At 49.3% G+C, this 25,645-nt stretch carries 12 protein-coding genes and 7 pseudogenes; 8 read left to right on the top strand and 11 right to left on the bottom strand.

Annotated features, from left to right (window positions below; translation table 11 throughout):
• The first annotated feature begins 21 nt into the window (after positions 1-21).
• Both ocs and ASB65_RS23455 read left to right on the top strand, forming a co-directional pair.
• On the top strand, positions 22-1,098 hold the full coding sequence (gene ocs / locus ASB65_RS23450; protein WP_010892368.1) for a lysopine/octopine dehydrogenase: 1,077 nt from the start codon (positions 22-24) through the stop codon (positions 1,096-1,098).
• Positions 1,099-1,976: 878 nt separating this feature from the next.
• A complete protein-coding gene (locus ASB65_RS23455) occupies positions 1,977-2,600 on the top strand; it encodes a RolB family protein (RefSeq protein WP_010892367.1) in 624 nt (207 codons plus the stop codon).
• Positions 2,601-3,084: 484 nt separating this feature from the next.
• Here ASB65_RS23455 and ASB65_RS23460 read toward each other — a convergent pair whose 3' ends face one another.
• From ASB65_RS23460 to iaaM, 3 genes are all read right to left on the bottom strand, one after another.
• Positions 3,085-3,651, bottom strand: a complete 567-nt coding sequence (locus tag ASB65_RS23460) for a RolB family protein (RefSeq protein ID WP_233285024.1) — start codon at positions 3,649-3,651, stop codon at positions 3,085-3,087.
• Positions 3,652-4,161: 510 nt separating this feature from the next.
• Positions 4,162-4,884, bottom strand: coding sequence for an adenylate dimethylallyltransferase Ipt (gene ipt, locus ASB65_RS23465; protein WP_010892365.1), 723 nt, complete (start codon positions 4,882-4,884; stop codon positions 4,162-4,164).
• Between the two features lie 694 nt (positions 4,885-5,578).
• On the bottom strand, positions 5,579-7,795 hold the full coding sequence (iaaM, locus tag ASB65_RS23470; RefSeq protein ID WP_162163087.1) for a tryptophan 2-monooxygenase: 2,217 nt from the start codon (positions 7,793-7,795) through the stop codon (positions 5,579-5,581).
• A gap of 396 nt (positions 7,796-8,191) precedes the next feature.
• On the opposite strand from iaaM, the gene iaaH reads away from it, so the two are divergent.
• Positions 8,192-9,595 (top strand): indoleacetamide hydrolase, encoded by a 1,404-nt coding sequence (gene iaaH, locus ASB65_RS23475; RefSeq protein ID WP_010892363.1) that lies wholly within the window; start codon positions 8,192-8,194, stop codon positions 9,593-9,595.
• A gap of 1,719 nt (positions 9,596-11,314) precedes the next feature.
• On the opposite strand, the gene ASB65_RS23480 is transcribed toward iaaH, so the two are convergent.
• The gene (locus ASB65_RS23480; protein WP_046205707.1) at positions 11,315-11,995 is read right to left on the bottom strand and encodes a RolB family protein; all 681 of its coding nucleotides are present in this window, start codon (positions 11,993-11,995) and stop codon (positions 11,315-11,317) included.
• 897 nt (positions 11,996-12,892) lie between these two features.
• Here ASB65_RS23480 and istA point away from each other — a divergent pair.
• Positions 12,893-13,477 (top strand): annotated as a pseudogene (istA, locus tag ASB65_RS23485) (IS21 family transposase); the annotation flags it as partial.
• 232 nt (positions 13,478-13,709) lie between these two features.
• Here the strand turns inward: istA and ASB65_RS23490 are convergent.
• A pseudogene (locus ASB65_RS23490) lies at positions 13,710-14,681 on the bottom strand (IS110-like element ISAtu1 family transposase).
• A 121-nt stretch (positions 14,682-14,802) separates the two neighbouring features.
• Between ASB65_RS23490 and ASB65_RS23495 the strand changes: the two are divergent.
• From ASB65_RS23495 to ASB65_RS23510, 4 pseudogenes are all read left to right on the top strand, one after another.
• Positions 14,803-15,741: pseudogene (locus ASB65_RS23495) on the top strand (Mu transposase domain-containing protein); the annotation flags it as partial.
• A pseudogene (istB, locus tag ASB65_RS23500) lies at positions 15,731-16,532 on the top strand (IS21-like element helper ATPase IstB). The pseudogenes ASB65_RS23495 and istB, both read left to right, overlap by 11 nt.
• 124 nt (positions 16,533-16,656) lie before the next feature.
• Positions 16,657-16,854: pseudogene (locus ASB65_RS23505) on the top strand (transposase); the annotation flags it as partial.
• 228 nt (positions 16,855-17,082) lie between these two features.
• Positions 17,083-18,028: pseudogene (locus ASB65_RS23510) on the top strand (IS110 family transposase).
• Positions 18,029-18,111: 83 nt separating this feature from the next.
• Here ASB65_RS23510 and tsaA read toward each other — a convergent pair.
• The 6 genes and pseudogenes from tsaA to ASB65_RS23560 all read right to left on the bottom strand — a co-directional run bounded on the left by tsaA (position 18,112) and on the right by ASB65_RS23560 (position 25,364).
• A complete protein-coding gene (gene tsaA / locus ASB65_RS27765; protein WP_010892516.1) occupies positions 18,112-18,639 on the bottom strand; it encodes a tRNA (N6-threonylcarbamoyladenosine(37)-N6)-methyltransferase TrmO in 528 nt (175 codons plus the stop codon).
• Between the two features lie 664 nt (positions 18,640-19,303).
• Positions 19,304-19,936, bottom strand: coding sequence for an HAD family hydrolase (locus tag ASB65_RS23520; RefSeq protein ID WP_010892515.1), 633 nt, complete (start codon positions 19,934-19,936; stop codon positions 19,304-19,306).
• Positions 19,937-21,518: 1,582 nt separating this feature from the next.
• Entirely contained in the window at positions 21,519-22,127 is a 609-nt protein-coding gene (locus ASB65_RS23535; protein WP_010892512.1) for a protein VirF, read from the bottom strand.
• A 518-nt stretch (positions 22,128-22,645) separates the two neighbouring features.
• Positions 22,646-23,176 carry a conjugative transfer signal peptidase TraF gene (gene traF / locus ASB65_RS23545; RefSeq protein WP_060725485.1) on the bottom strand — a complete coding sequence of 177 codons (531 nt, stop codon included), beginning with the start codon at positions 23,174-23,176 and terminating at the stop codon, positions 22,646-22,648.
• Positions 23,173-24,632 (bottom strand): annotated as a pseudogene (locus ASB65_RS29170) (BID domain-containing protein). The gene traF and the pseudogene ASB65_RS29170 overlap by 4 nt, the downstream one beginning before the upstream one ends.
• 231 nt (positions 24,633-24,863) lie before the next feature.
• The gene (locus ASB65_RS23560; RefSeq protein WP_198927595.1) at positions 24,864-25,364 is read right to left on the bottom strand and encodes an amino acid transporter; all 501 of its coding nucleotides are present in this window, start codon (positions 25,362-25,364) and stop codon (positions 24,864-24,866) included.
• Positions 25,365-25,645: the final 281 nt, after the last annotated feature.

Here is a 25,645-nt window from a genome sequence, read left to right on the forward strand (position 1 = left end):
ATTATATTTGCAATCTACCAAATGGCTAAAGTGGCAATTTTGGGTGCGGGAAACGTGGCTCTTACTCTTGCAGGTGATCTCGCCCGGAGGCTCGGCCAGGTGTCCTCAATCTGGGCGCCAATCTCCAACAGGAACAGCTTCAACTCTGTGAGGTCCCTTGGCTCCTTGGAGCTAGTAGGGCCGGACTATGGAGGCGACTTTCAGCCGCAATTGGAGGATGATCTTGAAACAGCGATTTCAGGCGCGGCGTTCATTTTTCTTACGGTCCCGACCATGGGCCAGCAAGGAATTCTTTGCGAGTTGGCGAACTTCAATCTGAGCAGCTCGGTCCTCGTAGCATTGCCCGGTAGCGCAACGTCTCTGGCATGCAAGCAGACTTTAACTCCAGCTTTTGCACCTATCGCCGTCATCGAAGCAACGACATCTCCCTATGCATGCCGCCGTGTCAATGCACAGGTGCTAATGCTAAGTGTGAAGAGAACGTTCGAAGTTGCGTCAACTCAGGCTTTGAGCGAAGAGGTTAGGGGGGGCTTCGAGATTCTCTTTCCAAATCGGCTTCAGTGGTATCAAAATCCCGCGTCGATATTTTTTTCAAATACCAACCCTGTTGCTCACCCTGCTGGAATTCTCGCTGCAAAAGATACCATCGAGCAAGGGATATCGCCGATCCCAAAATTCTACCGGAAGTTTGTCCCACAAGCCATCACGCGTGTTACCGCAATAGACGAGGAACGCCTTACGATTGTTAATGCGCTTGGACTTGAGTCCGAGACGGATTTCGCATACTGCAAAAAATGGTATGGTGGGCACGCCAGCAACGCAAGAGAATTCTATGAGACCTTTGAGGGCTACGCTGATATCGAAACTCCAAGAAACATGAACCATCGCTACCTTAGTGAGGACGTGAAGCACATTTTGGTGCTCTGGGTTGAGATAGCTGAAGTGATCGGCGTGCAAGTTCCAGAAATGAAATCTGTAGTGCAGGAGGCAAGCGACGTGCTGAACGAGGACCTCTCTCATACTGGTAGGGGGCTATCGTCTCTCAACCTGGAAGGTTCAAACGCGAATGCCATAGTCAGGGCTCTCAATGGAGTTTGAATCAAATCTTCCAGCTGCTTTAATGAGATATGCGAGACGCCTATGATCGCATGATATTTGCTTTCAATTCTGTTGTGCACGTTGTAAAAAACCTGAGCATGTGTAGCTCAGATCCTTACCGCCGGTTTCGGTTCATTCTAATGAATATATCACCCGTTACTATCGTATTTTTATGAATAATATTCTCCGTTCAATTTACTGATTGTACCCTACTACTTATATGTACAATATTAAAATGAAAACAATATATTGTGCTGAATAGGTTTATAGCGACATCTATGATAGAGCGCCACAATAACAAACAATTGCGTTTTATTATTACAAATCCAATTTTAAAAAAAGCGGCAGAACCGGTCAAACCTAAAAGACTGATTACATAAATCTTATTCAAATTTCAAAAGTGCCCCAGGGGCTAGTATCTACGACACACCGAGCGGCGAACTAATAACGCTCACTGAAGGGAACTCCGGTTCCCCGCCGGCGCGCATGGGTGAGATTCCTTGAAGTTGAGTATTGGCCGTCCGCTCTACCGAAAGTTACGGGCACCATTCAACCCGGTCCAGCACGGCGGCCGGGTAACCGACTTGCTGCCCCGAGAATTATGCAGCATTTTTTTGGTGTATGTGGGCCCCAAATGAAGTGCAGGTCAAACCTTGACAGTGACGACAAATCGTTGGGCGGGTCCAGGGCGAATTTTGCGACAACATGTCGAGGCTCAGCAGCTGAAAATTCAAACGCGCTAGTCAATGCTATCAATCTGTCGTGTTCACACGGCATCAAACGGTCACCAATGACGTCAATGGGCTTCCTTAGTCAATATAAAAACCAACGGCTCAGACTTACCAGCGGCAGGTATTTGTAGTACATCCAACACTGCGATGACGGTAGCTAATTGGCAGGTTCGAGATTTGACGCTTATCCTGCGCACCGGCGAGATGAAGAGTCGCTTGGAACAGGCGAGAACGGATTTCGGAGCGTTACTGTCCGAAACTGTATACTTTCAGCCTTCCGCGATTAGACTTGGTGAGTTTGATGACGAGTACATCCACTCTCGACAAGAGCTGGTCTATGTATACCTTCGTGAAGATATTGCACGCCAATGCGCCTTGCGTCGAAACCTACCGTCCAACTCCTCTAACTTCGGAACAATGGCAACTGCAATACCGCCGTGGCTGATGAATGCACGCAGCCTGAATCGAGTTATGCAGGAAAGGTGCGATCAAGGTGGCCTCGTCAACTACTATCAAGGCCCACATACAAATCAGTTCTTTTTGGCGATTATGCCAAGCAACTGCTTTGTTCGGTTCGGGACCGACATAATCAACAATGAAAACTACGGTTTTTATGCCCGGGGAGGAAATTACACTGAGGAAGGAGAAGATGACGACGATGAGATGGACGATGAAGGGGAGGCTGGTGGAGCGGAACCAAGAGAGTGTCAGATCGGAAACCTTATCAATTATCCGATCATTGCTTTAGGGTCATGCGATCTTTCCGCATAATTCCCGTCGCCGACACCTAATAAAGTCGGCTAATCTATGTGATTGAGTGTGTCTTGACTTTGTTATTTTGCATGTTTCCAATGTCATTTAGTAACGAAATAAACGTTATCCTCTTCTAAAAGCAGGCTGTGTTTTCGGCAAACATCGCCACCCATCGCTAGTTTTTCTAAAAGTGTTCTAAGCTAGCCTGGTAATAATCTATACGAGCTTATATTTCTAATCATTGCCGAAAAATCCTGTTTCGAAATAATTTTGTAACTCTCTTTAATATCACCACGATCACACAAGAAGAAGAATTAAATATAACATTTATCAGCCCACGATGAACATGGCGAAAATTACAAGCGAACACAATTGTCTTATTCATTAATAATTAATTCAACAAAGTTCTCAGACACTCCTTGATTTAACAGAAGATTTTATAAGCACCTCTATGATGCAACAACCAAAACGACATAGACTTCGAAATCCCGCCCCATAAAAACTAGATAGCACCATCTAACTCCACGTCTTCAAGAGCAGCCTCCGGGAGGAAAGCTGAACAGCCCACAGCGATCAAAAGATAATCCAATGGTTGGCCGGCGCTTGGCATTTTCCTTTTCCAAACGTCCTTGCTTTGACCAAAAGTGTTCCGGACGACTCCTATGCGTTCGAACTCGTTGCTGGCCTGAATTGCTAGAAAGTACGAGGATGAATATTCATTTTTGCTGTAGTTGATCCGACCACCGTCTCCGCTTAAGGCTTGCAGTTGCGCCCTCACCTGCCGGAATGTATAACCATCAGAATAGGGTTCCAGTGTCGTGGCAAGCAATCCATCTGAAGCATTTGAAACTAGAACCATTCTTTGCCGACATAACCGATAATTCTCTTTATCGAGATAAATGTACAGAAATTCCCCGCCAGGATTGATGATGTCGCCAGACTTAGTGTGTAGATCGGTTTGAAACTTTTCCCGATAAACTTTTGAAAGCTCCGAGAGTTCACCCTGCAGTTGATCATCTTTGCCATGAGAAAGACATGGTACAAGCCAACCTTGCCGAGCCATGCTCATTCGATCCATCGTTTCAAGAAAAGAAACAGCTGAGCTTGGCCGCAATGATAGCAACTGGTGTCAAACTAAATATTAATAGGAAAACTGAAGGCACTGCCCGCAAATTTCGCAGTTTTTGTCGTTTTCACGAATATCCGTGACTTGTTGCGCAAAATAATGGAAAAGGTACCCGAAATATAAACAACTTGTAATGATGTATTTATATTTCATAAAAGCGCTATATTTAATATTTATTGCGTTCTATGATATATATTAAACATTTAGACAAATTATACATAACACGCACACTTACGATAGTTTATTTTTACAATTATAGCCACATTATACATCGAAATTTTAAAATTTAACATAATACTTTCGTGGAAACTAAGACTTGTTCACCAGCATAAAGTTTGAAGACACGATGGATTGTCGGAAGTATTTGCCGCCCTGCCACAACAGGACAAAGCCAAAAACAATTACGAACATCTTATCCAGATGAAGACAGGTGCGACGCAGGGCTGGCGTAACCTAATACATTCCGAACGGATGACCTTCGAATCCGTCGAAAGCGGCTGCGTTAACTTGGGGGAATTTCTGTTCCTGTTGGCGCGCATGGATGAAATACTCCTGAGCGATCCCATTAATCAACTTACCTTCCATATTTGCGTCAAGCTGCAATAGCATATCTGCCGTGATCTGGTTCTGGCTAGCAAACAACATGGCATATCGATATCCATCGATCTCTTTCAGAATGGGCCTCAGCCGAGGTTCATTCCAAAGATAAACCAACTCTTGAATAATAGAATGGCCTGCAGCGGGGTGCAACATCTGCTTAACTCTGGCCTTGGCCGCTTTCATGAAGGTCTCTTGGTCGGGTAACTTGTGGCGAATAATATGCCAACGAAAATCTGCACTCCAATAGCTGTTTCGCGCCATGCAGTTGAGCAACGAGGTGGATCCTCCCTCAAGAATAAGCCCGCCGTTGGCCTCATGATTATACACCTCCTCGATCAGCCTATGATGAGCTTGCTTGGCTGCGATGATACCCTCCACCAGAGGCCGATCATCAAGGTAGAGACGCGTCGTTCCTTTCAGTTCTTCCACTGTTGGTCGTCCGCTTCCGGTTGATAGTTGAGGACAGCATTGGACCCGATCAAGCGAAAGGACTGGAAGCCCTGTCTGCTGGGCAAGAGCTATCGCGGTCGTCGTCTTTCCTGTGCAAGTTGGACCGAAAATTAGATGCAGGTCCATAAGTTTTTTGCAGTATATTGAATACAAACTGATTTTTATATTAGAGAATTGTGTTATCAGAGGCGGTTATATTGTCTCCTTGAAATTCATTATTGAAGTGCAACTGGCTTTACCGTATCCCAAAAGGCAACTTGTTTTTCAACAAAGTGTGGGGCATGGCTGTCTCCTTGAAAGCAATTTGTCACTAACGAAGGCACACCTAAGTCAAATAAAGCTGAATAAATTGGCAATGCAGAGGAATATAATCATGCCACTCTATGACGTTTTTCCACGTTTTACTTGTACTATTCAGTTCTGATTACATCATTACTGACGAAAAGTGAGATATTTTGTAATACTTGATTAGGTGAGTCGTTAAAATAAGGGAGACTATTACAATTGACTTAATTGTCCCTATAGTTAGGCACATATGATTGCAATTTTTTAACAACGGCGTCTATTATTTACTTCCTGCAATTATTGTTATTGTAAAAAAATCAACAAAATTTCATGGTTGAAATAACAGTGCCATCTCAGTCAATGTGACAGTAAATATTTTTTAATTATAAATCATCATATTATGGCGCACTCCAATATAATTAAATATAAATAATATAACATACATTTTTTACGCCATTACGTTCGTTGTTAAAAATCAAGATTGCATTAATATGCAATTTATAAAACTTGCAATACTTGTAACAGGATCCATAGACTAATTTCTAGTGCGGTAGTTATATCTCTTCCAAGAGTGTTCGAGAGGATTGCCCTTTGCCAAAATGCCTCCACAATTGTGGATAATTGCACAGACGGCGTTACACGCGGTCTGAATAGCACCCTCCACCCATCCACCTGTGAAGGAACAACTGCAACCCGCCAAGTAAACTCCGGTATCATTAGCCGTGTCCAGTGCTTGAAAGAAAAGTTCTTCAGAATAAAAATCCTCACCACGCCGGTTGAGTTTGAAAGCTCCCCCGGCATTCTCGTCTGTAAGCCAATCATGTTGAATAACATTTTGGTCGTAATCAGCGCAGGCAGGAAATAGGTGCTGGGCAAACGCCGGGAAAGATCTCGAAATTGCGTCCCGCAGCAGACATAATCGCTCTTTTTTGTCGGGGACCGCCAACAGCTTGTGGGAGTCGTCCTCCCATGTATAACTGATGAGCACTAGACCTTTACCATTCGGATCCTGCGGCTCATAGTCCAGGCAATACACTGCTTTTGCGATCCCGTCCATGAGGACACAAGACGGGAGGATATGGTCTAACCAGAATTTTCGTTCAGTCATCAGGAAGAGTTTTGACGATCCTGTCATATGGCTGTTATCAACCGCTTGGTTCACTGGTGCCTGAAAAATATTGGTATCGCATGTCAGGCAATGCCTGAGTTGGATATTTGCGAGTCCAGATGTGACCACCACCTTATCATAAAGTTCAGATATCCCGCTCTTAAGCCTTATCTTTATTTTTGTCTTTTCCTTCTGAATCGCCCTGACTTGAACATGGCATATGCGCTGGCTCACAGACACACCGTTAACCACTTCAGATGCGATCCGACGTGGAAGTTCTGAGATTCCTTCAGGGCACATCCGCTGATTTTCTTCATATCCGTTGATGACCAAGCGGAGGATCTCAATAAACCCGCTTTCAAAAACTGGACCAAACCCGCCAGATCCTATTCCCATTAGCTTGAATAGGTCCCAATCATGAGGAAAACTCCATGTTTCACCACCAGGAGGATGTGTGCCCAGAAAGATCCTCTCTATCCCTGAAGAGAAGGACTCCCTCCCGAAACGGTTCAGCCAAATTTGCCAGGAGTCATGAGCCCACCTAATGTCTCCTGATTTCAAGGCCTGAGTAATAGCGACAGGCGAAGCCAACACAATATCTCGCTCATAGAAACCGTCCTTCAAGAACGCACGCCAACCGTTGTAAACGCGATGGAACAGCTTCGGTGGCAGCTGCCCGGCTTTCCACATGTATTGGACGCCTTGGTAGACCAAGTAAGTGTCGACTGTGCCGGGATTTGGGAACGGCCTCATCGAAGACAGGCCGTAACGCTCGAGGAAGAAAAACAAGCAGAATGCAGCAGGAGGAAATCGCATCGCCCCCATTTCGGCCACGACACTAGGAGCGTCCCTGAAAGCATGTGACCAAAGCTTGCCTCCAACACGATCACTTGCTTCATATATTGTAACATCGTCTACCCCAGCATGAAGCAGTTCGTTTGCCACCACGAGTCCGGAAATGCCAGCGCCAATGACCGCCACTTTCGGCTTAGGAACATCCTCCGGAAAGAAGCCGATCCGTCCACTATCGGAACATTGGTCAAAAAACGGTCTGTAGTCGTAGAGCAAGTCGATTGTTGGAAAGGAACCTGCCGAACCCTTCAGCATCAGGTTTCGACCATAAGCTACCATGTCAAATGGCACGGCCCCTTCAAGGGTTATGGTAAACCCGGTAACGCATTTCATCGTGCCATTCTCGTACAGCGGCATTGGCAGGGTTCGAAAGCCGGCAGTCTTAGAGATTGAAATGGCCACGAAATGACTAAGATCAATCGGTGCACATCTTTTACCGCTCAGCAAAAACAGGGCTTGGATTAGTTGTGCTTCGGAGAAATCCATGCAAAATGGTGCCAAGTCGATGGCAACGAGACCACTCACTGTTGCCCGCGCCCAAGGTTTCGATTCAAGTATCCGCCCCAGAATTTCTTTGCCAATATAGATATAAGCGGAGAGAACTGCTACCTTTCCACCAGCTGAGATCTCGGGGAAGCGACCATCGGCCAGCCTTTTGCAAGCTAACCCAGCGCTGCACTCGGTGGAGATTTGAGTAATCCTCCTTCCCCTAGAAGCTTCTCGTTCTAAGAAGGCATCGGAAACCCTGCGGTCCAATTCATCCGCCTTATCGACCATTGTCAGATCCACCATTTTGGTTGGGAGATGATCGCACTGGTTATCAAGGAGAGGTGAAGCTGACATTGTTAGAAAAGATTCGTTTTTGTGTAGATAAATAACCACATCAACCGTTTCTATTTAAGTTGAGAATCGGGGAACATACTGTTCGTTGACATGCCAATGGAAAGCGACAATTTGGGCTTTCTTTAATATGATGTTCATGCGGGTCCACCTCGCCGCTCAATCAAGTTGAATATTGATTGATAATTGATACAATACTGTTTGCGTTTGAAAAAGCGACCCTAGTGCCTACAGTCATTCGTATCACACGGCGTGATTGCTGAATTCCCACCAATAATGGCGCAAGCTGGGTTCAAGCTTGGTATATTTATTTGGTCTGAATGGGTTTGAAATTTCCAACTCAGAGAGATGGTGGCCATTACCTCGTTAGCCCAAAGCCTAGAACACCTGAAACGGAAAGACTACTCCTGCTTAGAACTAGTAGAAACTCTGATAGCGCGTTGTGAAGCTGCAAAATCATTAAACGCCCTTCTGGCTACAGACTGGGATGGTTTGCGGCGAAGCGCCAAAAAAATTGATCGCCATGGAAACGCCGGAGTAGGTCTTTGCGGCATTCCACTCTGTTTTAAGGCGAACATCGCTACCGGCGTATTTCCCACAAGCGCCGCTACGCCGGCGCTGATAAACCACTTGCCAAAGATACCATCCCGCGTCGCAGAAAGACTTTTTTCAGCTGGAGCACTGCCGGGTGCCTCGGGAAATATGCATGAGTTATCGTTTGGAATTACAAGCAACAACTATGCCACCGGGGCGGTGCGAAACCCGTGGAATCCAGATCTGATACCAGGGGGCTCAAGCGGTGGTGTGGCTGCTGCGGTAGCAAGCCGATTGATGTTAGGCGGCATAGGCACCGATACCGGTGCATCTGTTCGCCTACCCGCAGCCCTGTGTGGCGTAGTAGGATTTCGACCGACGCTTGGTAGATATCCGGGAGATCGGATAATACCGGTTAGCCCTACCCGGGACACTCCCGGAATCATAGCGCAGTGCGTAGCCGATGTTGTAATCCTCGACCGGATAATTTCCGGCACACCGGAGAGAATACCACCCGTGCCGCTGAAGGGGCTAAGGATCGGCCTCCCTACAACCTACTTTTATGATGACCTTGATGCTGATGTGGCCCTAGCAGCTGAAACAACGATTCGCCTGCTAGCAAACAAAGGCGTAACTTTTGTTGAAGCTAACATTCCCCACCTTGACGAACTGAATAAAGGGGCCAGCTTCCCAGTTGCACTCTATGAATTTCCACACGCTCTAAAACAGTATCTCGACGACTTTGTAAAAACTGTTTCTTTTTCTGACGTCATCAAAGGAATTCGTAGCCCTGATGTAGCCAACATTGCCAATGCGCAAATTGATGGACATCAAATTTCCAAAGCTGAATATGAACTGGCCCGCCACTCCTTCAGACCAAGACTTCAAGCCACCTATCGCAACTACTTCAAACTGAATAGATTAGATGCTATTCTCTTCCCAACAGCACCCTTGGTGGCCAGACCCATAGGTCAGGATTCCTCAGTTATCCACAATGGCACGATGCTGGACACATTCAAGATCTACGTGCGAAATGTGGACCCAAGCAGCAACGCAGGCCTACCTGGCTTGAGCATTCCTGTTTGCCTGACACCTGATCGCTTGCCTGTTGGAATGGAGATCGATGGATTAGCGGATTCAGACCAACGTCTGTTAGCAATCGGGGGGGCATTGGAAGAAGCCATTGGATTCCGATATTTTGCCGGTTTACCCAATTAAACTTTCTACCATGTTCGTTTTTACAATTTTTCAGATTGATGACAATCAATCCTTGTATTGCGTCTATGAACAACAGTGCCTTATGTTATAAATCGAATAATAACTTGCGATGGAGATTTTGAACAAACTTTAATTTATGATTTAACCAATAAAAGTCTTTGCAATAATCATGTTCGATAAATAATTTTATTATCAGTGATAAACTTTAGATATTTCTTGGAATAGGCATCTTCATATAACAATAATTCTTTTTCGAATTTAAATTATATATCTTAAGCAAATTACATTTTTCCTAAATTATAGGGAAATATAATTAAAGTTCAAGCAATCCTATTTAGGCATAAAGTAGTTAATACAATTTATATAATATATAATTTGCCGTCCACTATCCTTTACAAATTTGTCAAATCTGCATTATGAAATTAATGACTTTTTTGAATTGTCTCGCCGTGTGAGGACAGACGTGAAGGCACCCACCTTTTAATTTGGATGCACCTCTCACCTGCTACAACATCATCATTGTCAGCCATTGACGTTACGCTGTCGGCGGCCCACTTGGCACACAGATAAACGCAGACTTACAAAAAGTCAGCAATTGCAGCCAGCGCAAAATCCGCCAAGCGTGACGAGCATTTTATGGATTTTCTTCAGATGAGACTAGTTCAAGCTTGAAAATTAAGCCCCCCCCCGAAATCATCGCCACAGGTCGTCCCAGCCCGGCATCTATATATAGCGCCAATATAGTTTGTCTTACACAAACACACCTCACATCATGAATTTCGCAGATACTCCCTTGGCCTCCCTCGACCTAGACTGGGCATGCGAAGAGTTTATCAAAACTTATGGTGCATCTCCACAATTGGAAACAGGAGAGGTAATCCAAACAAACAATGGGCTGCTGTATTTGTATGGCAAAGGTTCACTCTCACAGCGGATTCATGACACACACCTCAAATTTAAGGAGAAGGAAGAATTATCCTTCACTACCATAAAGCCAGCTGAGATGAAGGCGCAACAAAGTGATTTAACTTATTATGTCGCCATTTTTCAAAGCAACTATTTCCTGTGCGTTTCAAATCCAGAGAAAGGCTTTCTGAGATGCCATAATCGCCCATTTCTGTACCCCATAGTAGCCCATGGATCGATGAGCTAAGCTAGCTATATCATCAATTTATGTATTACACATAATATCGCACTCAGTCTTTCATCTACGGCAATGTACCAGCTGATATAATCAGTTATTGAAATATTTCTGAATTTAAACTTGCATCAATAAATTTATGTTTTTGCTTGGACTATAATACCTGACTTGTTATTTTATCAATAAATATTTAAACTATATTTCTTTCAAGATATCATTCTTTACAAGTATACGTGTTTAAATTGAATACCATAAATTTTTATTTTTCAAATACATGTAAAATTATGAAATGGGAGTGGTGGCGACCGAGCTCAAGCACACTTCAATTCCTATAACGGACCAAATCGCAAAAATTATAATAACATATTATTTCATCCTGGATTAAAAGAAAGTCACCGGGGATTATTTTGTGACGCCGATTACATACGGCGACAATAAAGACATTGGAAATCGTAGTACATATTGGAATACACTGATTATATTAATGATGAATACATACTTTAATATCCTTACGTAGGATCAACATATCTTGTTACAATCGGACACTTTTGCTTCATCCCCGCTAACACCTCTGCACCTTAGACCAAGCGCTTCCACAAGGAACTGAGAGCCATAGCCCACCTCACCTTGGGTTCCTTTGGCCGCCTGTCTTTCTGAAAGAGAGCCTTGCCCACCGCAACTATTTCAACACAGATAGGATCAACCCGGGATGGCGCTAAGAAGCTATTGCCGCCGATCTTCATATGTGAGAAATTTGGATTTTGAAGCGAAGCGTTCGGAAGAAGAGCAATGTAAGCATCCAAATCATGTGTTTCTTTGCTTGTATTTTGCCAAACTTTTTTCTGCCACAACCTCATAGTTTGTTTTGTTATTCCTTCGGCATAGGGTGGGACGGTGGAGATAACTGCGCCTCCGTCGGAAACGCCGTCATAGAATCGCTGTTGTGCATACCTTCGCATTTCTTGAAACGAGCAATAAACGTACAGCAAAGATACATTGAGTATATCAAAGGGTATATCTGTTGGGTCTGGGCAGCACGCAACTTTGCGAGAGCACTTGACCACTTCGTCTTTAGCTGGATCAATGGGAACATCAGTATTAATGATGAAATTTATCCACGAGCGTTGAGAAGCTATGAGACTTCTTTGTGCAGAACTGCGATAAGCATTCTCTGTGTGAATTAGGACGAGTTTAAGTTCACGCCGGTCCTGTAGATTCGAGCTGTCGATAATGTTGAATATCGGCTGACCGTCATACATATCGAATTAGTGACTGATTTTTGAATATAAACTCTGTTAGATCTTATAATTAAATGGCCTTCGCTGCCCATATTATTGGTAACTCAACAGCATCAATCACGGGATTTTTCTCGAATTAATTGCGTCGAATCTCAGCATCGAAATATTCGCCTTTTTCGTCCATTAGACTATCTATTGTGATGGTGGATTTATCACAAATGGGACCCGCCGCCGACAGAGGTGTGATGTTAGGCCAGGACTTTGAAAATTTGCGCAACTATCGTATAGTGGCCGACAAATTGACGCCGAGTTGACAGACTGCCTAGCATTTGAGTGAATTATGTAAGGTAATGGGCTACACTGAATTGGTAGCTCAAACTGTCAGTATTTATGTATATGAGTGTATATTTTCGCATAATCTCAGACCAATCTGAAGATGAAATGGGTATCTGGGAATGGCGAAATCAAGGCATCGATCGTGAAGTTTCTCATCTAAGCCCCCATTTGGACGTGAATGTAGACACGTCGAAATAAAGATTTCCGAATTAGAATAATTTGTTTATTGCTTTCGCCTATAAATACGACGGATCGTAATTTGTCGTTTTATCAAAATGTACTTTCATTTTATAATAACGCTGCGGACATCTACATTTTTGAATTGAAAAAAAATTGGTAATTACTCTTTCTTTTTCTCCATATTGACCATCATACTCATTGCTGATCCATGTAGATTTCCCGGACATGAAGCCATTTACAATTGAATATATCCTGCCGCCGCTGCCGCTTTGCACCCGGTGGAGCTTGCATGTTGGTTTCTACGCAGAACTGAGCCGGTTAGGCAGATAATTTCCATTGAGAACTGAGCCATGTGCACCTTCCCCCCAACACGGTGAGCGACGGGGCAACGGAGTGATCCACATGGGACTTTTAAACATCATCCGTCGGATGGCGTTGCGAGAGAAGCAGTCGATCCGTGAGATCAGCCGACGCACCGGGCAGGCGCGCAACACGATCGCAAAGTATTTGAACGCAGGTACAATCGAGCCGACGTTCACGGTACCGGAACGACCAAGCAAGCTTGATCCCTTTTCCAACAAACTGGCGGCTTGGCTGAAGACAAAGACCGGAAAGTCGCGCAAGCAGCGCCGGACCTTGAAGCACCTTCATGCCGGCCTGATGGCTCTCGGTTTTACTGGCTCGTATGATCGGGTGGCCGCCTTCGCCCGCGCGTGGCGAGCTGATCGGCTACGTGAGCAGCAGACGACCGGCCGTGGCGTATTTGTTCCGCTGTCTTTCCGGCCTGGTGAGGCATTCCAGTTCGATTGGAGTGAGGACTACGCCGTGATCGGCGGCGATCGCACGAAGCTCCAGGTCGCACATATCAAACTATCTCACAGTCGGGCTTCTCTGGTCAGGGCCTACTTGTTGCAAACACACGAGATGCTCTTTGACGCGCACTGGCACGGCTTCCGTGTCTTCGGCGGCGTGCCTAGTCGTGGCATTACGATAATCTATAAACGCCTCCCGGGCGAGAAGAACATTTGGCGGCAACTCGGCATTGGATGTGTGAATCTATCCGGCCTATCGCTGGAGCGATCACGCTCGTGGCCTTGATGGGAGTCCGCTACCTCTGTCCTCATAACATGATCGACCTGAGTGGCCTTGTCGTAAATCAGGATCCGAAGCGCGGTCGGTGCCGTTACGCCATCAATTCTTACCTCGCATTCACCATCGCCTAATAGGCAACGATTGGTAAATGGCTATTGTGCGGCATAGCGCTCCTGTCGGGTAAGCAGAGCCCATGCTATCCGCGCGGTCTTGTTGGCAAGTGCCACAATCGCTTTATTAAATCCCCTGCGAACGACGAGCTCTTCCAGCCACTGAGATCGGCGATCATGGTGACTAGCAAGTCGGCTGATAACTGCGCGGGCGCCATGAATCATCTGTCGACGGAGATAGTGGTTCGCTCGGCGGCCAATTCCACCGAGGCGTGGTTTGCCGCCGGTCGTATATTGTCGCGGGACCAGCCCGATCCGTGCTGCCAGTTCTCGCCCTGATTTAAAATGGCGCCCATCTTCGACACTCGCCACCAATGCAGTCGCAATGATCGGGCCAATGCCTGGCAACTCGGAGAGACGACGGCAATCGTCTCGTTCGCGGCAAATCTCACTGATCTTCCTATCGATCCTGATACGCGGCCATTCACATCGGTAAGTTGATCAAGAAGTTCCAGGAATAGCTCACGCCCAAGATCCGACTGAGGTGCATTCTCGACCGCCGAGGGTGCCTGGGCTGCGAAGTTCCACGGTCCTTGTGGCAGTACGATCCCATATTCGGCGAGAAGGCCACGCGCATGATTGAAAAGCGATGTGCGCTGGATAATGAGACGCTCTCTAATTCTATGTAGCGACTGAAGATCTTGCTGCGCGGTAGACTTAACCGGTACGAACCGCATGGTTGGCCGTGTCGCAGCTTCATATATCGCCGCTGCGTCGACCGCATCGTTCTTGGAGCCGCGTACAAATGGCTTCACGAAGCGTGGATTGATGAGAAGGACTTCTCGTCCTGCTTGCCTGAACTGTCTTCCCCAATGATGAGCGCTGGCGCAGGCTTCCATTGCTATTGTCTTCGGAGAAATCGCTTTTATAGTCTCGGCCAACTTCGACCGGCTGACTTTGCGGGAAAGAACGGCTCCATCTGCAGCGATGCTGTGCTATGCAGGTGAAAGGACAACTTTCCAAGATCGATTGCGAGCAATTCATACGTCATGACTTCCTCCTTTGGTTGGCCCTTTACTCTGCCAGTTCGGAGGGAGGCGTCCATCCCATAGCATGAAGACAGCGGTTGATCGTGTGGGTCGCGGCAAGGAGCGACAGGTCAACATGCGCTTCCTCGCGATGACAAACCATTACGTCTTTGCACCTGAGTTCTGCAATCCAGCGGCCGGTTGGGAAAAGGGTCAGGTCGAGAAGAACGTCCAGGATGCCCGACCACGCTTGTGGCAACAGATGCCAGGCTTTCCAAATCTGATGGCGTTGAATGACTGGCTGGAGCAACATTGCCAGGAGCTGTGGCGGGACACGGCGCATGGCACCTTGCCCGGTTCTATCGCAGATGTTTGGGCTGATGAGCGAGCAGCATTGATGGCATTGCCGACTGCATTTGACGGGTTCGTCGAGCAGAGCAAGCGCGTCTCACCAACATGCCTGATTACCTTCGAGCGGAACCGCTACAGCGTGCCTGCATCATTTGCAAACCGGCCCGTCAGCCTGCGGATATATCCCGAGCGCCTGGTCGTCGCAGCCGAGGGAAACATTCTATGTGAACACGCGCGGGTCATCGAGCGCAGCCACAGGCTACCCCGGACAATCTATGACTGGCGGCATTACCTTGCCGTCATCCAGCGCAAACCCGGAGCCCTGCGCAATGGCGCACCTTTCCTGGAATTGCCGCTGGCCTTTCGACGACTGCAGGACCAGATGCTGCGCCGCCCTGGCGGTGATCGCGAGATGGCCGATATCCTCGCTCTCGTCCTCCATCACGACGAACAGGTCGTCGTTAGAGCTGTGGAACTGGCTCTGGATCAAGGCGTAGCAACCAAAACGCATGTGCTGAATCTGTTGCATATGCTGATTGATGGCAAGACGACAGACGGTCCCGACATCGATACGCCACAGGCACTGACCTTGCTGCGGGAGCCCAAGGCCAATGTCGAACGTTACGATGGCCTGCGTGTCCGGATCGTGGGAGGTCGCAATGCGTCATGATCCCGCCAGCGCCGCCGTCGTCATCATGCTGCGTAGCCTGAAGATGTATGGCATGTCTCAAGCCGTCACGGACCTGATCGAGCAAGGTGCTCCGGCTTTTGACGCGGCCGTGCCGATCCTGTCCCAGTTGCTGAAAGCCGAGATGGCCGAGCGTGAGGTCCGGTCCATCGCCTATCACATGAAGGCTGCCCGCTTCCCGGCCTACAAGGACATCTCCGGATACGACTTCGCCGCCAGCGAAATCAACGAAGCGACGGTGCGCCAATTGCACAGATGCGAGTTCATCGACGGGGCGCAGAATATAGTGCTTGTCGGCGGACCGGGCACAGGAAAAACACATGTCGCGACCGCCCTCGGTGTCCAGGCGATCGAGCATCATCGCCGCAAGGTCCGCTTCTTCTCGACCATCGAACTGGTCAACGCGCTCGAGCAGGAGAAGGCTAAAGGCAAGGCAGGCCAGATCGCTGAGACGCTGGTTCGCCTCGATCTGCTGATCCTCGATGAGCTCGGATACCTTCCATTCAGTGCCTCAGGCGGAGCGATGCTCTTCCACCTGCTGAGCAAGCTTTATGAGCGCACCAGCGTCATCATCACCACCAACCTCAGCTTCAGCGAATGGGCAACGGTCTTCGGCGACGCCAAGATGACGACGGCATTTGCTCGATCCTTTGACCCATCCCTGCCATATCCTGGAAACAGGTAATGACAGCTTCCGCTTCAAAGCCAGTTCGGCAGCCGCAGCAAACAAGAGAGGAGAAAAAGCCAATCCCTTGACCAAAATCCAATCATAAAACCATAGTCAGAGGTGGCTCACTTCCCGGAGGAAAAACCGGCTCAGTTCCACATGGAAATCAACACTTTATGTCTCATGCATTGCTCGGTGGGCTCTTAAGCCCAGTCTGACAGCTCAAACTCAAACTCATGTTCCTGCCACCCTATAGTCCCGACTTTAATCCCATCGAAAACGCATTCTCGAAATTGAAAGCTATGCTACGGGCTCGGGCGGAGCGAAAGATCGACGCCCTATGGGATGTCGTCGGCACATTGATCCCCCGATTCACATCGGAGGAATGCGCAAATTACTTCAGGGCTGCAGGCTATGACCCGGATTGAACAGGATCTGCTTGTCTTATAAACTTCTTGCTTCTTCGTGAGATAAAGAAGCGCCGGAGAGGACGGCCATCCTCTTCCGGCGATGGGGGACGGGTCGTGAAATGCGAGGCCGCCATTCTGACGAATGCCGGGCCGAACTAGAGTTTGATCGCCCCCATCTTTTCCAATCGTCCTGAACGGATACCCGAGTTTTAAGGCTCGGATGACAAGCATGGGAGATGAGAAAAGATGACGGATATTACCATCGGCGCGGACATCTCGAAAGACCATATCGATCTGCACAGCCTGCCTGATGGAAGAAGCTTGACGGTTGCCAATGACCGCAAGGGATTTGCCGCAATTGTCCGATGGATCGGCACAAAGGGCGTGGAGCGGATTGTCTATGAACCCACAGGCGCCTGTCACAAGGCCTTCGAGCGCTTCATGATGGTCCAAAGGCTGCGGCTCTCCAAGGTCAATCCGCGCCTTGCCCGACGTTTTGCTGAAGCCACGGGCAGACTGGCCAAGACCGACAGGATCGATGCCGGACTGCTGGCCCGTTACGGCGCACTTCTGGCACCGCGCATCCTGCGAGCCAACACGCAAATCCACAACGACTTGAAGGAATTACATGTCGCGCGCCTGGCCCTGATCAAGGACAGGACTGCCGCAAAGAACAGGGCGAAGAACGTCTCCAACCTGCTATTGAAGAGACAAAATGTCGATAGGCTCAGGCAGATCGAGCGGCAGATGAAGGCTGTGGACGAGGCCATCATGTCGCTGATCGGCGCTGATGTCTCCCTCAAAGCCAGGTTCGATATACTCGTTTCGATTCCTGGCGTCTCGCAGATCACGGCCTTTACGCTCCTAATCGAGATGCCCGAACTGGGCGAGCTGGATGAGAAGGCTGTAGCCGCATTATCCGGACTGGCGCCCATGAGCCGCCAGTCCGGACGATGGACCGGACGCGCTTTCATTGCTGGCGGAAGGGCCATCGTCCGCCACGCGCTCTATATGCCAGCTCTTGTCGCATGCCGCTTCAACCCGCAACTCAAGACGAAGTACGAAGTACGAAGAACTCACTAAAGCCGGAAAGCCACCAAAAGTCGCCATAACAGCCGTCATGCGAACGCTCATTGTGCTCGCAAACGCATTGCTGCGGAAAAATCAAAAATGGCAGCCAAAACCCGCTTGATCAAAACGGATACTCTAGTTCACCGGAAAGCCCTATCTCGACCCGCGGCTTTTTCTGCGGACCGAAGAGGTGCATCATGCGAGTCAGGCGGCGGGAATCGAGAAACTTTTCCTCACTGGGGCTAGCGGCTTTGATAGCGAGCGGTCCGGTTTTATATCCAACAGCGGTGTTCCATCCAGGCAATCAAGACCACGTACAACAATCGAGTTCCCAGATACCCTTTCCACTTTCACAATCGATGTTCCGATCGGATTAGGCCTCACAGGCGCTCGCAGAGAGAAAGCACCGTGAATCTCTCCATCGTCAGCGGGACTTAGTAGGACGATATCGCGTGGTGACTCGTGCAGCCAATAAAGAATCTCAAGTCGCGAATACGCCTCGACCCCCTTTAGCGCCACGGCCCACGGTTCCGAAATTTCAAGTGTGCATAGTGGCCCCAATTCACTCCCCTGCCTGGGAGTGTCACTTCGACTTTTCCAGGGCGTCCGGATCTTTCCCACAAAAAAAAGCGATGCGTCGCCTTCTTCGGGTAGCGCAACCGCGACCTCGTTTGTTCGCAATCTGGTTGAGTGCATGACAGCTCCTGCCGAGTTTAGCGCGCCAGCAGACATCGCTTAGCTTGAAAAGCTTGTAAGAGATGAGTTAATGGGTCATGTCAGATTCGCCGCATTTCATTTCAATTGTCATATGCTTGTGCCGACCCAACCTGCGCGGCGTTCCTGTACTCAAAACCGCACCGCCCACCAATGATTACCCCAGATAATCCCGTCTCGCGCAGTCGAACAGGTGCTGTGGCTGCCGCGCGTGTCAATCCAGATCACAATATGCGGCTGTCGTTTGAGGGCTTTCGATCCGTTGGCTTGAAAGATGCGCCGTTCGACCGATGAGGTGACGTCATTTAACTCTTGAGACCATCACGCCGAACGCCCTTGAAGGGAACGCCCGGTGAAGCTTTTAAAATTTTCGCGGGCGGAGTGGGTGAAACTAACGCTTCGCTTTAAGCATAATCGACAAAGCAAAAAGCAGTAATCCCATCATCCAAAGGAACGTAAAATCCGTATAAAACTGAAAAAAATATGTAGGCCCACCATCTTCTCTGTAAATCTTTAGTAATATTTCATATACAGGAAAATATATTAATCCTGGCCCGAATATTATCGCGACGTAGAAAAGAATTTTTTTGATCGATGCTTTCATTTTCTTCTCATTTAACTACAAGTCGCGATAAGCATTTGTCGACTGCAAGAGGTTTTTTGTAAGTGTAGCGCTTCTGCTCTAAAGAGGTTTTAAGTCTATTAAATCTTCAATGTCTTCGAGAATGTGGGTGGGATTGCTGTACGCCAAAGCTTCTCTTTTGGCATAACCCCAGGTTACTCCTGCCGAGGCAATGTTTTGGCTCTTCGCTGCCTCAATATCACGCACCTCATCTCCGACAAGAAGGACTTCATTACGGGACTTTTTACATCGACGAAGTATCTTATTAATCCTTTTGCCCTTCCCAAACAGCGGTGAGCTACCCTCTATATAAGTAAAGTAACTATCCAATGGCCCGAGCACGCGCCGAATATTTTCAGTGCTGTTCGAACTTAGGATTGCAAGCTCCACCCCCTGATCCTCGAGGTGAAGTAGGACTTTTTCTGTCCTAGGAAATATGTCGAACGTGGCTTCACGAGCCAGTTTACGCAAATCTTTGACGATCAGAGGAATGCGCCAAACCGGTACTCTTAGCCATCTCAAAACCTGGCAAATTGAAAGGCCGCGCAGATATTCAATCTGAGTGTCGCTAGGCGTCACAAATCTGTGACGTTCGGACATTTCCCTCAGAGCACTTAATATCCACGCACCACTGTCTGCCAACGTACCATCAAAATCAAATATTATTAGCTTATAACCTTCAATTTCATTCATTCATGCAGACCTTATTTCGCGTAAATACTTGATTAATGCTCGAAGAAGATCATTTTCATGATTATTTATTTTTGTTTATTATTGCGTTATATTTTTTCATGAGTTTTATATTCGTTAATTCTGGATTTATTTAAAATAACATTCGGGGATATATATAGCGTTCCAGTTGCCCGGTCTGGCATCAGGACTATCATCCCCCGACAGCTGGTTAAACAGAAACTGTGTTTCAACAGTAACATCCGCGATCGGTTTGCTGCCGGGAATGCTGGCAAGAACGTCCAGTCGTTACTCAACGCTCCCAATTCAATTACAACGCCTAAGCAGTATTGGTAAATCAACGCATACGACCCGATGCGGTAAGCTATGTCGCGTGGCTTGTTGTTTCCGCCGGACCCTGCCACAAAAACTTGCGTGTTACAGGTGAAACCAAGTTTTTTCCAACATGGATTGCTTGGACAGCGCAACGCACCAATATGTCGTCCCAGAAAGAGGGCCGGAAATTGATGTGCAATTTTTTAGAATTAGCAAAAGGCATGTTGCAGAGACCGTGGCGCGTGTCGATTAAACGGGAAAACCAGCCAAATTCATTTTTGAGCACGATTGTTTATATTTGTCACTCAGAGCTGGAGGTAAGAGATTGCGTGCAATTATGTATTGATCGGAAAGTCGGCTATTTGACAGTCGACAAATTCAGCCACCATCGGTTTGATAGGAATTCTGTTCCCGTCAGCAAATATCGCGATCTTTGCATAGAGCTCGAATTTGCTGATCGTCTTGTTATTGTTCGTGACTTTTATGACAATGGAATTGACGTCTAAGGCGGCTGATTCAGGTGCACCACTAGATCGCGTTCCGTGCAGCGGAGATCGATCAACATAGAGCGCGATCATCGCGGTGTTAGTCCTTGCGCTGCTACGATGGGCCGAACCCGGCGGAGGGTGAATATACCCGTCATCAGGTCCACCACCGCAATCTGCGCATCTTGTGCCGAATGTAGGGCGAATCGAATCATATGCGCGATCGAGGCAAATCTGTCGTCCTGATTTGCTCGCGCACCGCCGACTACTGTCATCTCCAACATTACTACGTTCATGACGGGGCTTATTGCATGGTGCTCGGCGAGCGCGTCATGGTGTGAGCATGATTGAGGATATGTGGTCAGCTTTATCGATGGCAGCGTCATTGCGGTCAACCTGTTGCTGCTGTGATCACACCGGAGACTGTAAAACAAAGCTCTCTGGGATGGCGCTATCAACGTTTCATCACAACTTCCGCGACCCCACCGGGACCAGCACACTTAGATACCAAAGGTCCTATGGTTTTATGCCCCAAGAAATTTGATGCTGACAGGAAGCTTAAACACCAATAGCGCCGCGGCGAGCGTTGGATCTATTAGGGTCAAGCAATTTCAGTCGCGAGTACTTGCATATGTTCGTCGGCCCACGTATGCGGAACATAGAAAGCGTCAGACGAGACGCACCGTAAGTGCGTGCTACATTGTCCTCGGCCGCACCTAAAGACCGGGGCAGTTGAAATCCGATTGTGATGGCAACTATAAGCGGGTGACGAACAGCACGGATAGTCATAGACCGCGCGTTGATCGAGGTCTGTCCGCCGACATTAATTCCGCTCGCGCATCGTCGTGAGCCGTTTTAATGGATCGGGCTATGGGCCGAACTTCTGCCATAACCTCGAGAGCGGAGATTTCATTGAACATAATCGGTTCCGCAACGTTGAAGACCAAGTTAGGGATATTGTTGATTTTATGGTCCAAGTGGTTCCCTGACAACCTCTCTTCTGGTTGACCGTCTTGATGGGTATACGCTACGCCCAGGACTGGGCGAGTAGCGACTTCACTTCGCATTTGCGACAGTTGCGCTTCACTTAATTGTTCTCCATCTGGAAGTGTTGCTGCGTGCCGCACGGCATGAGACAACAATTTCGCGTTTCGCGAGAGGATTTTGAGGCGTGAAGAGAATTTTTCTAAAGGTTCTGTTCGAACCGCGTCCCTTGTGAAACGATGGGATTTGCTAAAATTAGCTATATTCTCAGCCGACTCGACAGGATTGTTAGTCGCTAGACGTTTGGCGACTTCCGTCAGCACGTGGTCTGGCAAATTTAGTAATTCTGTTTTGTGGGGAACCTGTGCATCATTGCTTCCAGATGCATCACGCAAACTCGAATTTCTCATGATATCGCTCCTGTGCTTTTGAAAGGATGATATGCTACGCGGGTGCAGATTATTAAGAAGTTTTCAGTTTCATTTGTAGTTGTGTGGCAAAATAGATCAGCTTCGGCATCGGCAAAGCGTTTTGCTGGCAATCTTTCGGCGCAGCCGAGAAAAAGGTTACTGGTTGCGAATACTCAAAAGGAAAAACCTACCTGCATTAGTCAGTGCCGCTTTTATTCTCTTACGATCAGTCATTAACGGACACCGAAGCCACCGCCCAAAGCACCAGCCTGGGCCAAAGATCGGTGGCATAGAAGTTGGCCACGCCCTGTGGCAAACCGCGGCAGGCCGCCAGGAAATAGCCCACCGCAACAAGTGTGGCGATCGTACGTGACGGCGCCATTGCCCAGAGCAAAGGAAAGAACATGGCGGGGGGGAGAAGAAGCACCTCCCCCCCCCAGCCGATCCACCCACAGGCGGAGGATGCGGTGATCAGGAGCACGGGTTTCCAGCGATCAGCCAGATGATCGTCACCGCGATCACGGGGGGAAGGGGAACACGGGCCGCGCCAGGCTGAGAAGACCGGAATCCGGAACCGGACCAAAATATCGACTATCATAGGAGCTCGCAAAGGAGGAGTGAAGGAACAGATGATGCGGCGGAACCACGCCGCCGGAATCAGGCAGGAGCACCTTGCCATCGCCGTCCGTGCCGCTCACCGACGATGCGGGGACCGAACGGCCGTCGATGTGCACGTGATCGGTGATTTCGACACGCTGCCCAGGGAGCGCCGCAACAGTCTTGATCAGCGGCGCAACTCCACCGGCACAAAGACCTCGCCGAAGATATCCGCGAACTCGTGCCTCTGCGAAGACGGCTGTCGAGGGCGGACATAAAAACACAAGATCGCCGATAGCGACCGGACGCTGAAGCTGTTCGATACGCCAGAGGCCGAGCGGCTCGCTTGGGGTCAGGTTCAGCCGATAACCACCCGTGATCGCGGCCGCAGTCAGTGCGGACACGAAGACGGCGGCGCCTGTCAGAAACAGGAGAGCCCGCCTGTGCCTCATTGCTTCATCACCGGCGTCTGCCGTTGTGTGAGCCGCTGTTCCTCGGCTTTTCTTAGCGAGTGGACAGTGCGCTCGTGGGTCGCGAGCTGTTGCCCTGTCCGCATGAGCGGCCATGCATGTTTGAGCTGCTCCTTCTGCTCCGGCTTCATACCCTCGGAAAGCTTTTCGTACAGCTTTCCGGAGGGCTCGCGTGCGGCGTTGCTCAACAGCGTCCGTTCTCCAAACCGCTCGGTGACCGCCTGATTGAACCCGTCAATTTCGAGCTTTGTTTCGCGATTGCTGAGCGCGTAGGCTATCGCCGCTGGCAGGTCGTTTCGATCGATGGCGTCACGCACCCGCTCCAGCACGACGCGCGCTACCGGCGACAGCGCCGGAATGTCGATCGAGACCCGCTGACGCAGAGCCTGCTCGTCCGTCTGCAGCCTTTGCGCGGCGGTCTCGCGCATCCGAAGATATTGCTCAAGATCGCGCTTGAGAGCGGGCACGTTGACCTCGGCAACACGACGCGCCTTCCCGCTCTGGCTTGCTGGCGAGAACGCCGGTCTACCCTTCAGTGGACCGATAGATCCCGGCTCAGCCTCCAGCTTCTGCAAGATCTGCTTTGCCATCTCCTTGTCTGCCGAAGCGCATCGAAGTTCATCGCGCGGAAGGCGGTTTCAGGATCGGCGAAGACATACGCAAAACGTGCCGAGACTTCTTCCCATTGCCGTTTCAGGGAGGGATCTGTTCTGAGCCTGTCACCGACGATATCGGAAACCGAGCCGGAGAATGTCTTGATACCTGCGACCATGGGTGCAGCCTCCTTCATCATTTGAGTGGTCGGGGATTGAGTCATGCCGAGCCGCGCGGCGAAGGCAGCCAGACGCTTGCCGAGATCGACGAGCTTCGCCTTCTGGCGCAGCGTCCAGTCGAGCCGGTCGCGTACCAGCGTGCGTGCAACCTGAACGATGTTCAGGCCGCAGGTCTCGGAGAAGCGCAGCGCGTCGCGATAGAGCTGGCCGCGCTCGTAACGCAGCATGGCGCCGGCGAGCATCAGCAGCCCTGCGAGGGCAACGACCCATCCTGTGCCAATGCGCCTATACGGGAGGAGAACCAGCAAAGGCAGGACGAGATAGAATTGCTCTTCGACGGTAAGCGTCCATGCCTGAGAGAGCGCGTTGCCCACCCTCGGATCGAATCCGAGATTCACCATGAAGGTGGCGAATTTCCAGAGGGGCTGCATCGCCGGATTGTCGCGAAGGACCGGAACCAAGGCGTAAAGGCCAAGAACCACGAAGAACGCCGGAAAGATGTGGAAGGCACGCCGAAGGTAAAACGATTTGAAATCGACTGCGCCAGTCCGCGAAATTTCCTTGAACAGTTGCGTGCCGATGAGGTAGCCGCTGAGCACAAAGAAGATATCGACGCCGAGCCAGCCATATTCGTGCACGGTCACCAGTAGGCCGGGGGGTGGCATTCAGTAGAAGGTGGACAAGCATCACCAGCAGGACTGCCAGCGAGCGCAGGATGTCGGGACCAATCATCCGCGTGCCCGTGGCTGCGACGCTCGTATGCGAGAGCGAGGATAAATTGCCTGCATGCGCATTTTTCGTGGTGGCAAGCATAGTCATGCGCGACGCTCCGGGAGTTCGATGGCAAAGGCTGATGCCAGTAAGCTTATCGACGGGACCGGCAGCTAAGCGGACGGTTAGCAGGATTGGAGTTCTTGAATCCAGGCATGCCACGGATGCAGCACCTCCAGCCATCGACGAAGGGCGGCCTTCTCGCTGCATTCCAAGCGAGGTAAGGCATTGCGGAAGTCCCATTGGTCTTTCTCGCGGACGTGCCTGGCATTGAAGAGCAGGACGATATGCCGCGCCAGATATCGGATGCCGCCAGCTGTTGCGCGTATGGCTTTGGCTCGAGGCAAAGTGAAAGATGGATCGCGCTTGTAGATCCACATATCCGGCGATCCCCGATCAACCATCATGTCGACGCGCCAGCGTCCAAAACCAATATCCGCACCCCACTGCTGCCAAACATCCATGGGCTGCGGTTCTATCAGGGGGAGATGGTCAAGTTTGCCATCCCTCACGCTGAAGAACTCCAGATCCGACAGGATGCCGCGATAGCGTTGAGCCTGGCAGGCAAGGACCGAGAATTTCAGGTCTTCATGCACACAGGTCGGCTCACCGTGCCAAAGGTCCAAGGCCCAACCGCCTACCACATACCAGTCGGTGCCAGCTCCGCCGAACGGGCAAACAATTCATCCGGGGACCATGGGTCCTAAGCGTAATCTGGTGGTGGTTGCATTGAAGCGTTGCTCCTGATCGGACGGAAAACGCGTGATACCCGAACTGCCCCCCGCATTCAATGCTGGCTTTGGGCTCAAACGGACGGTCGCGAAAGCCCGAAGTTTTCTCGATAGTAATCTGACCTCTGCAACCTCGAAAAATCAGGATTTGTACGAAATAGTCCGCCACATCAAAG

Origin of the sequence: Agrobacterium tumefaciens str. B6, assembly GCF_001541315.1 — a bacterium.
Taxonomy (GTDB): Bacteria; Pseudomonadota; Alphaproteobacteria; order Rhizobiales; family Rhizobiaceae; genus Agrobacterium; species Agrobacterium radiobacter.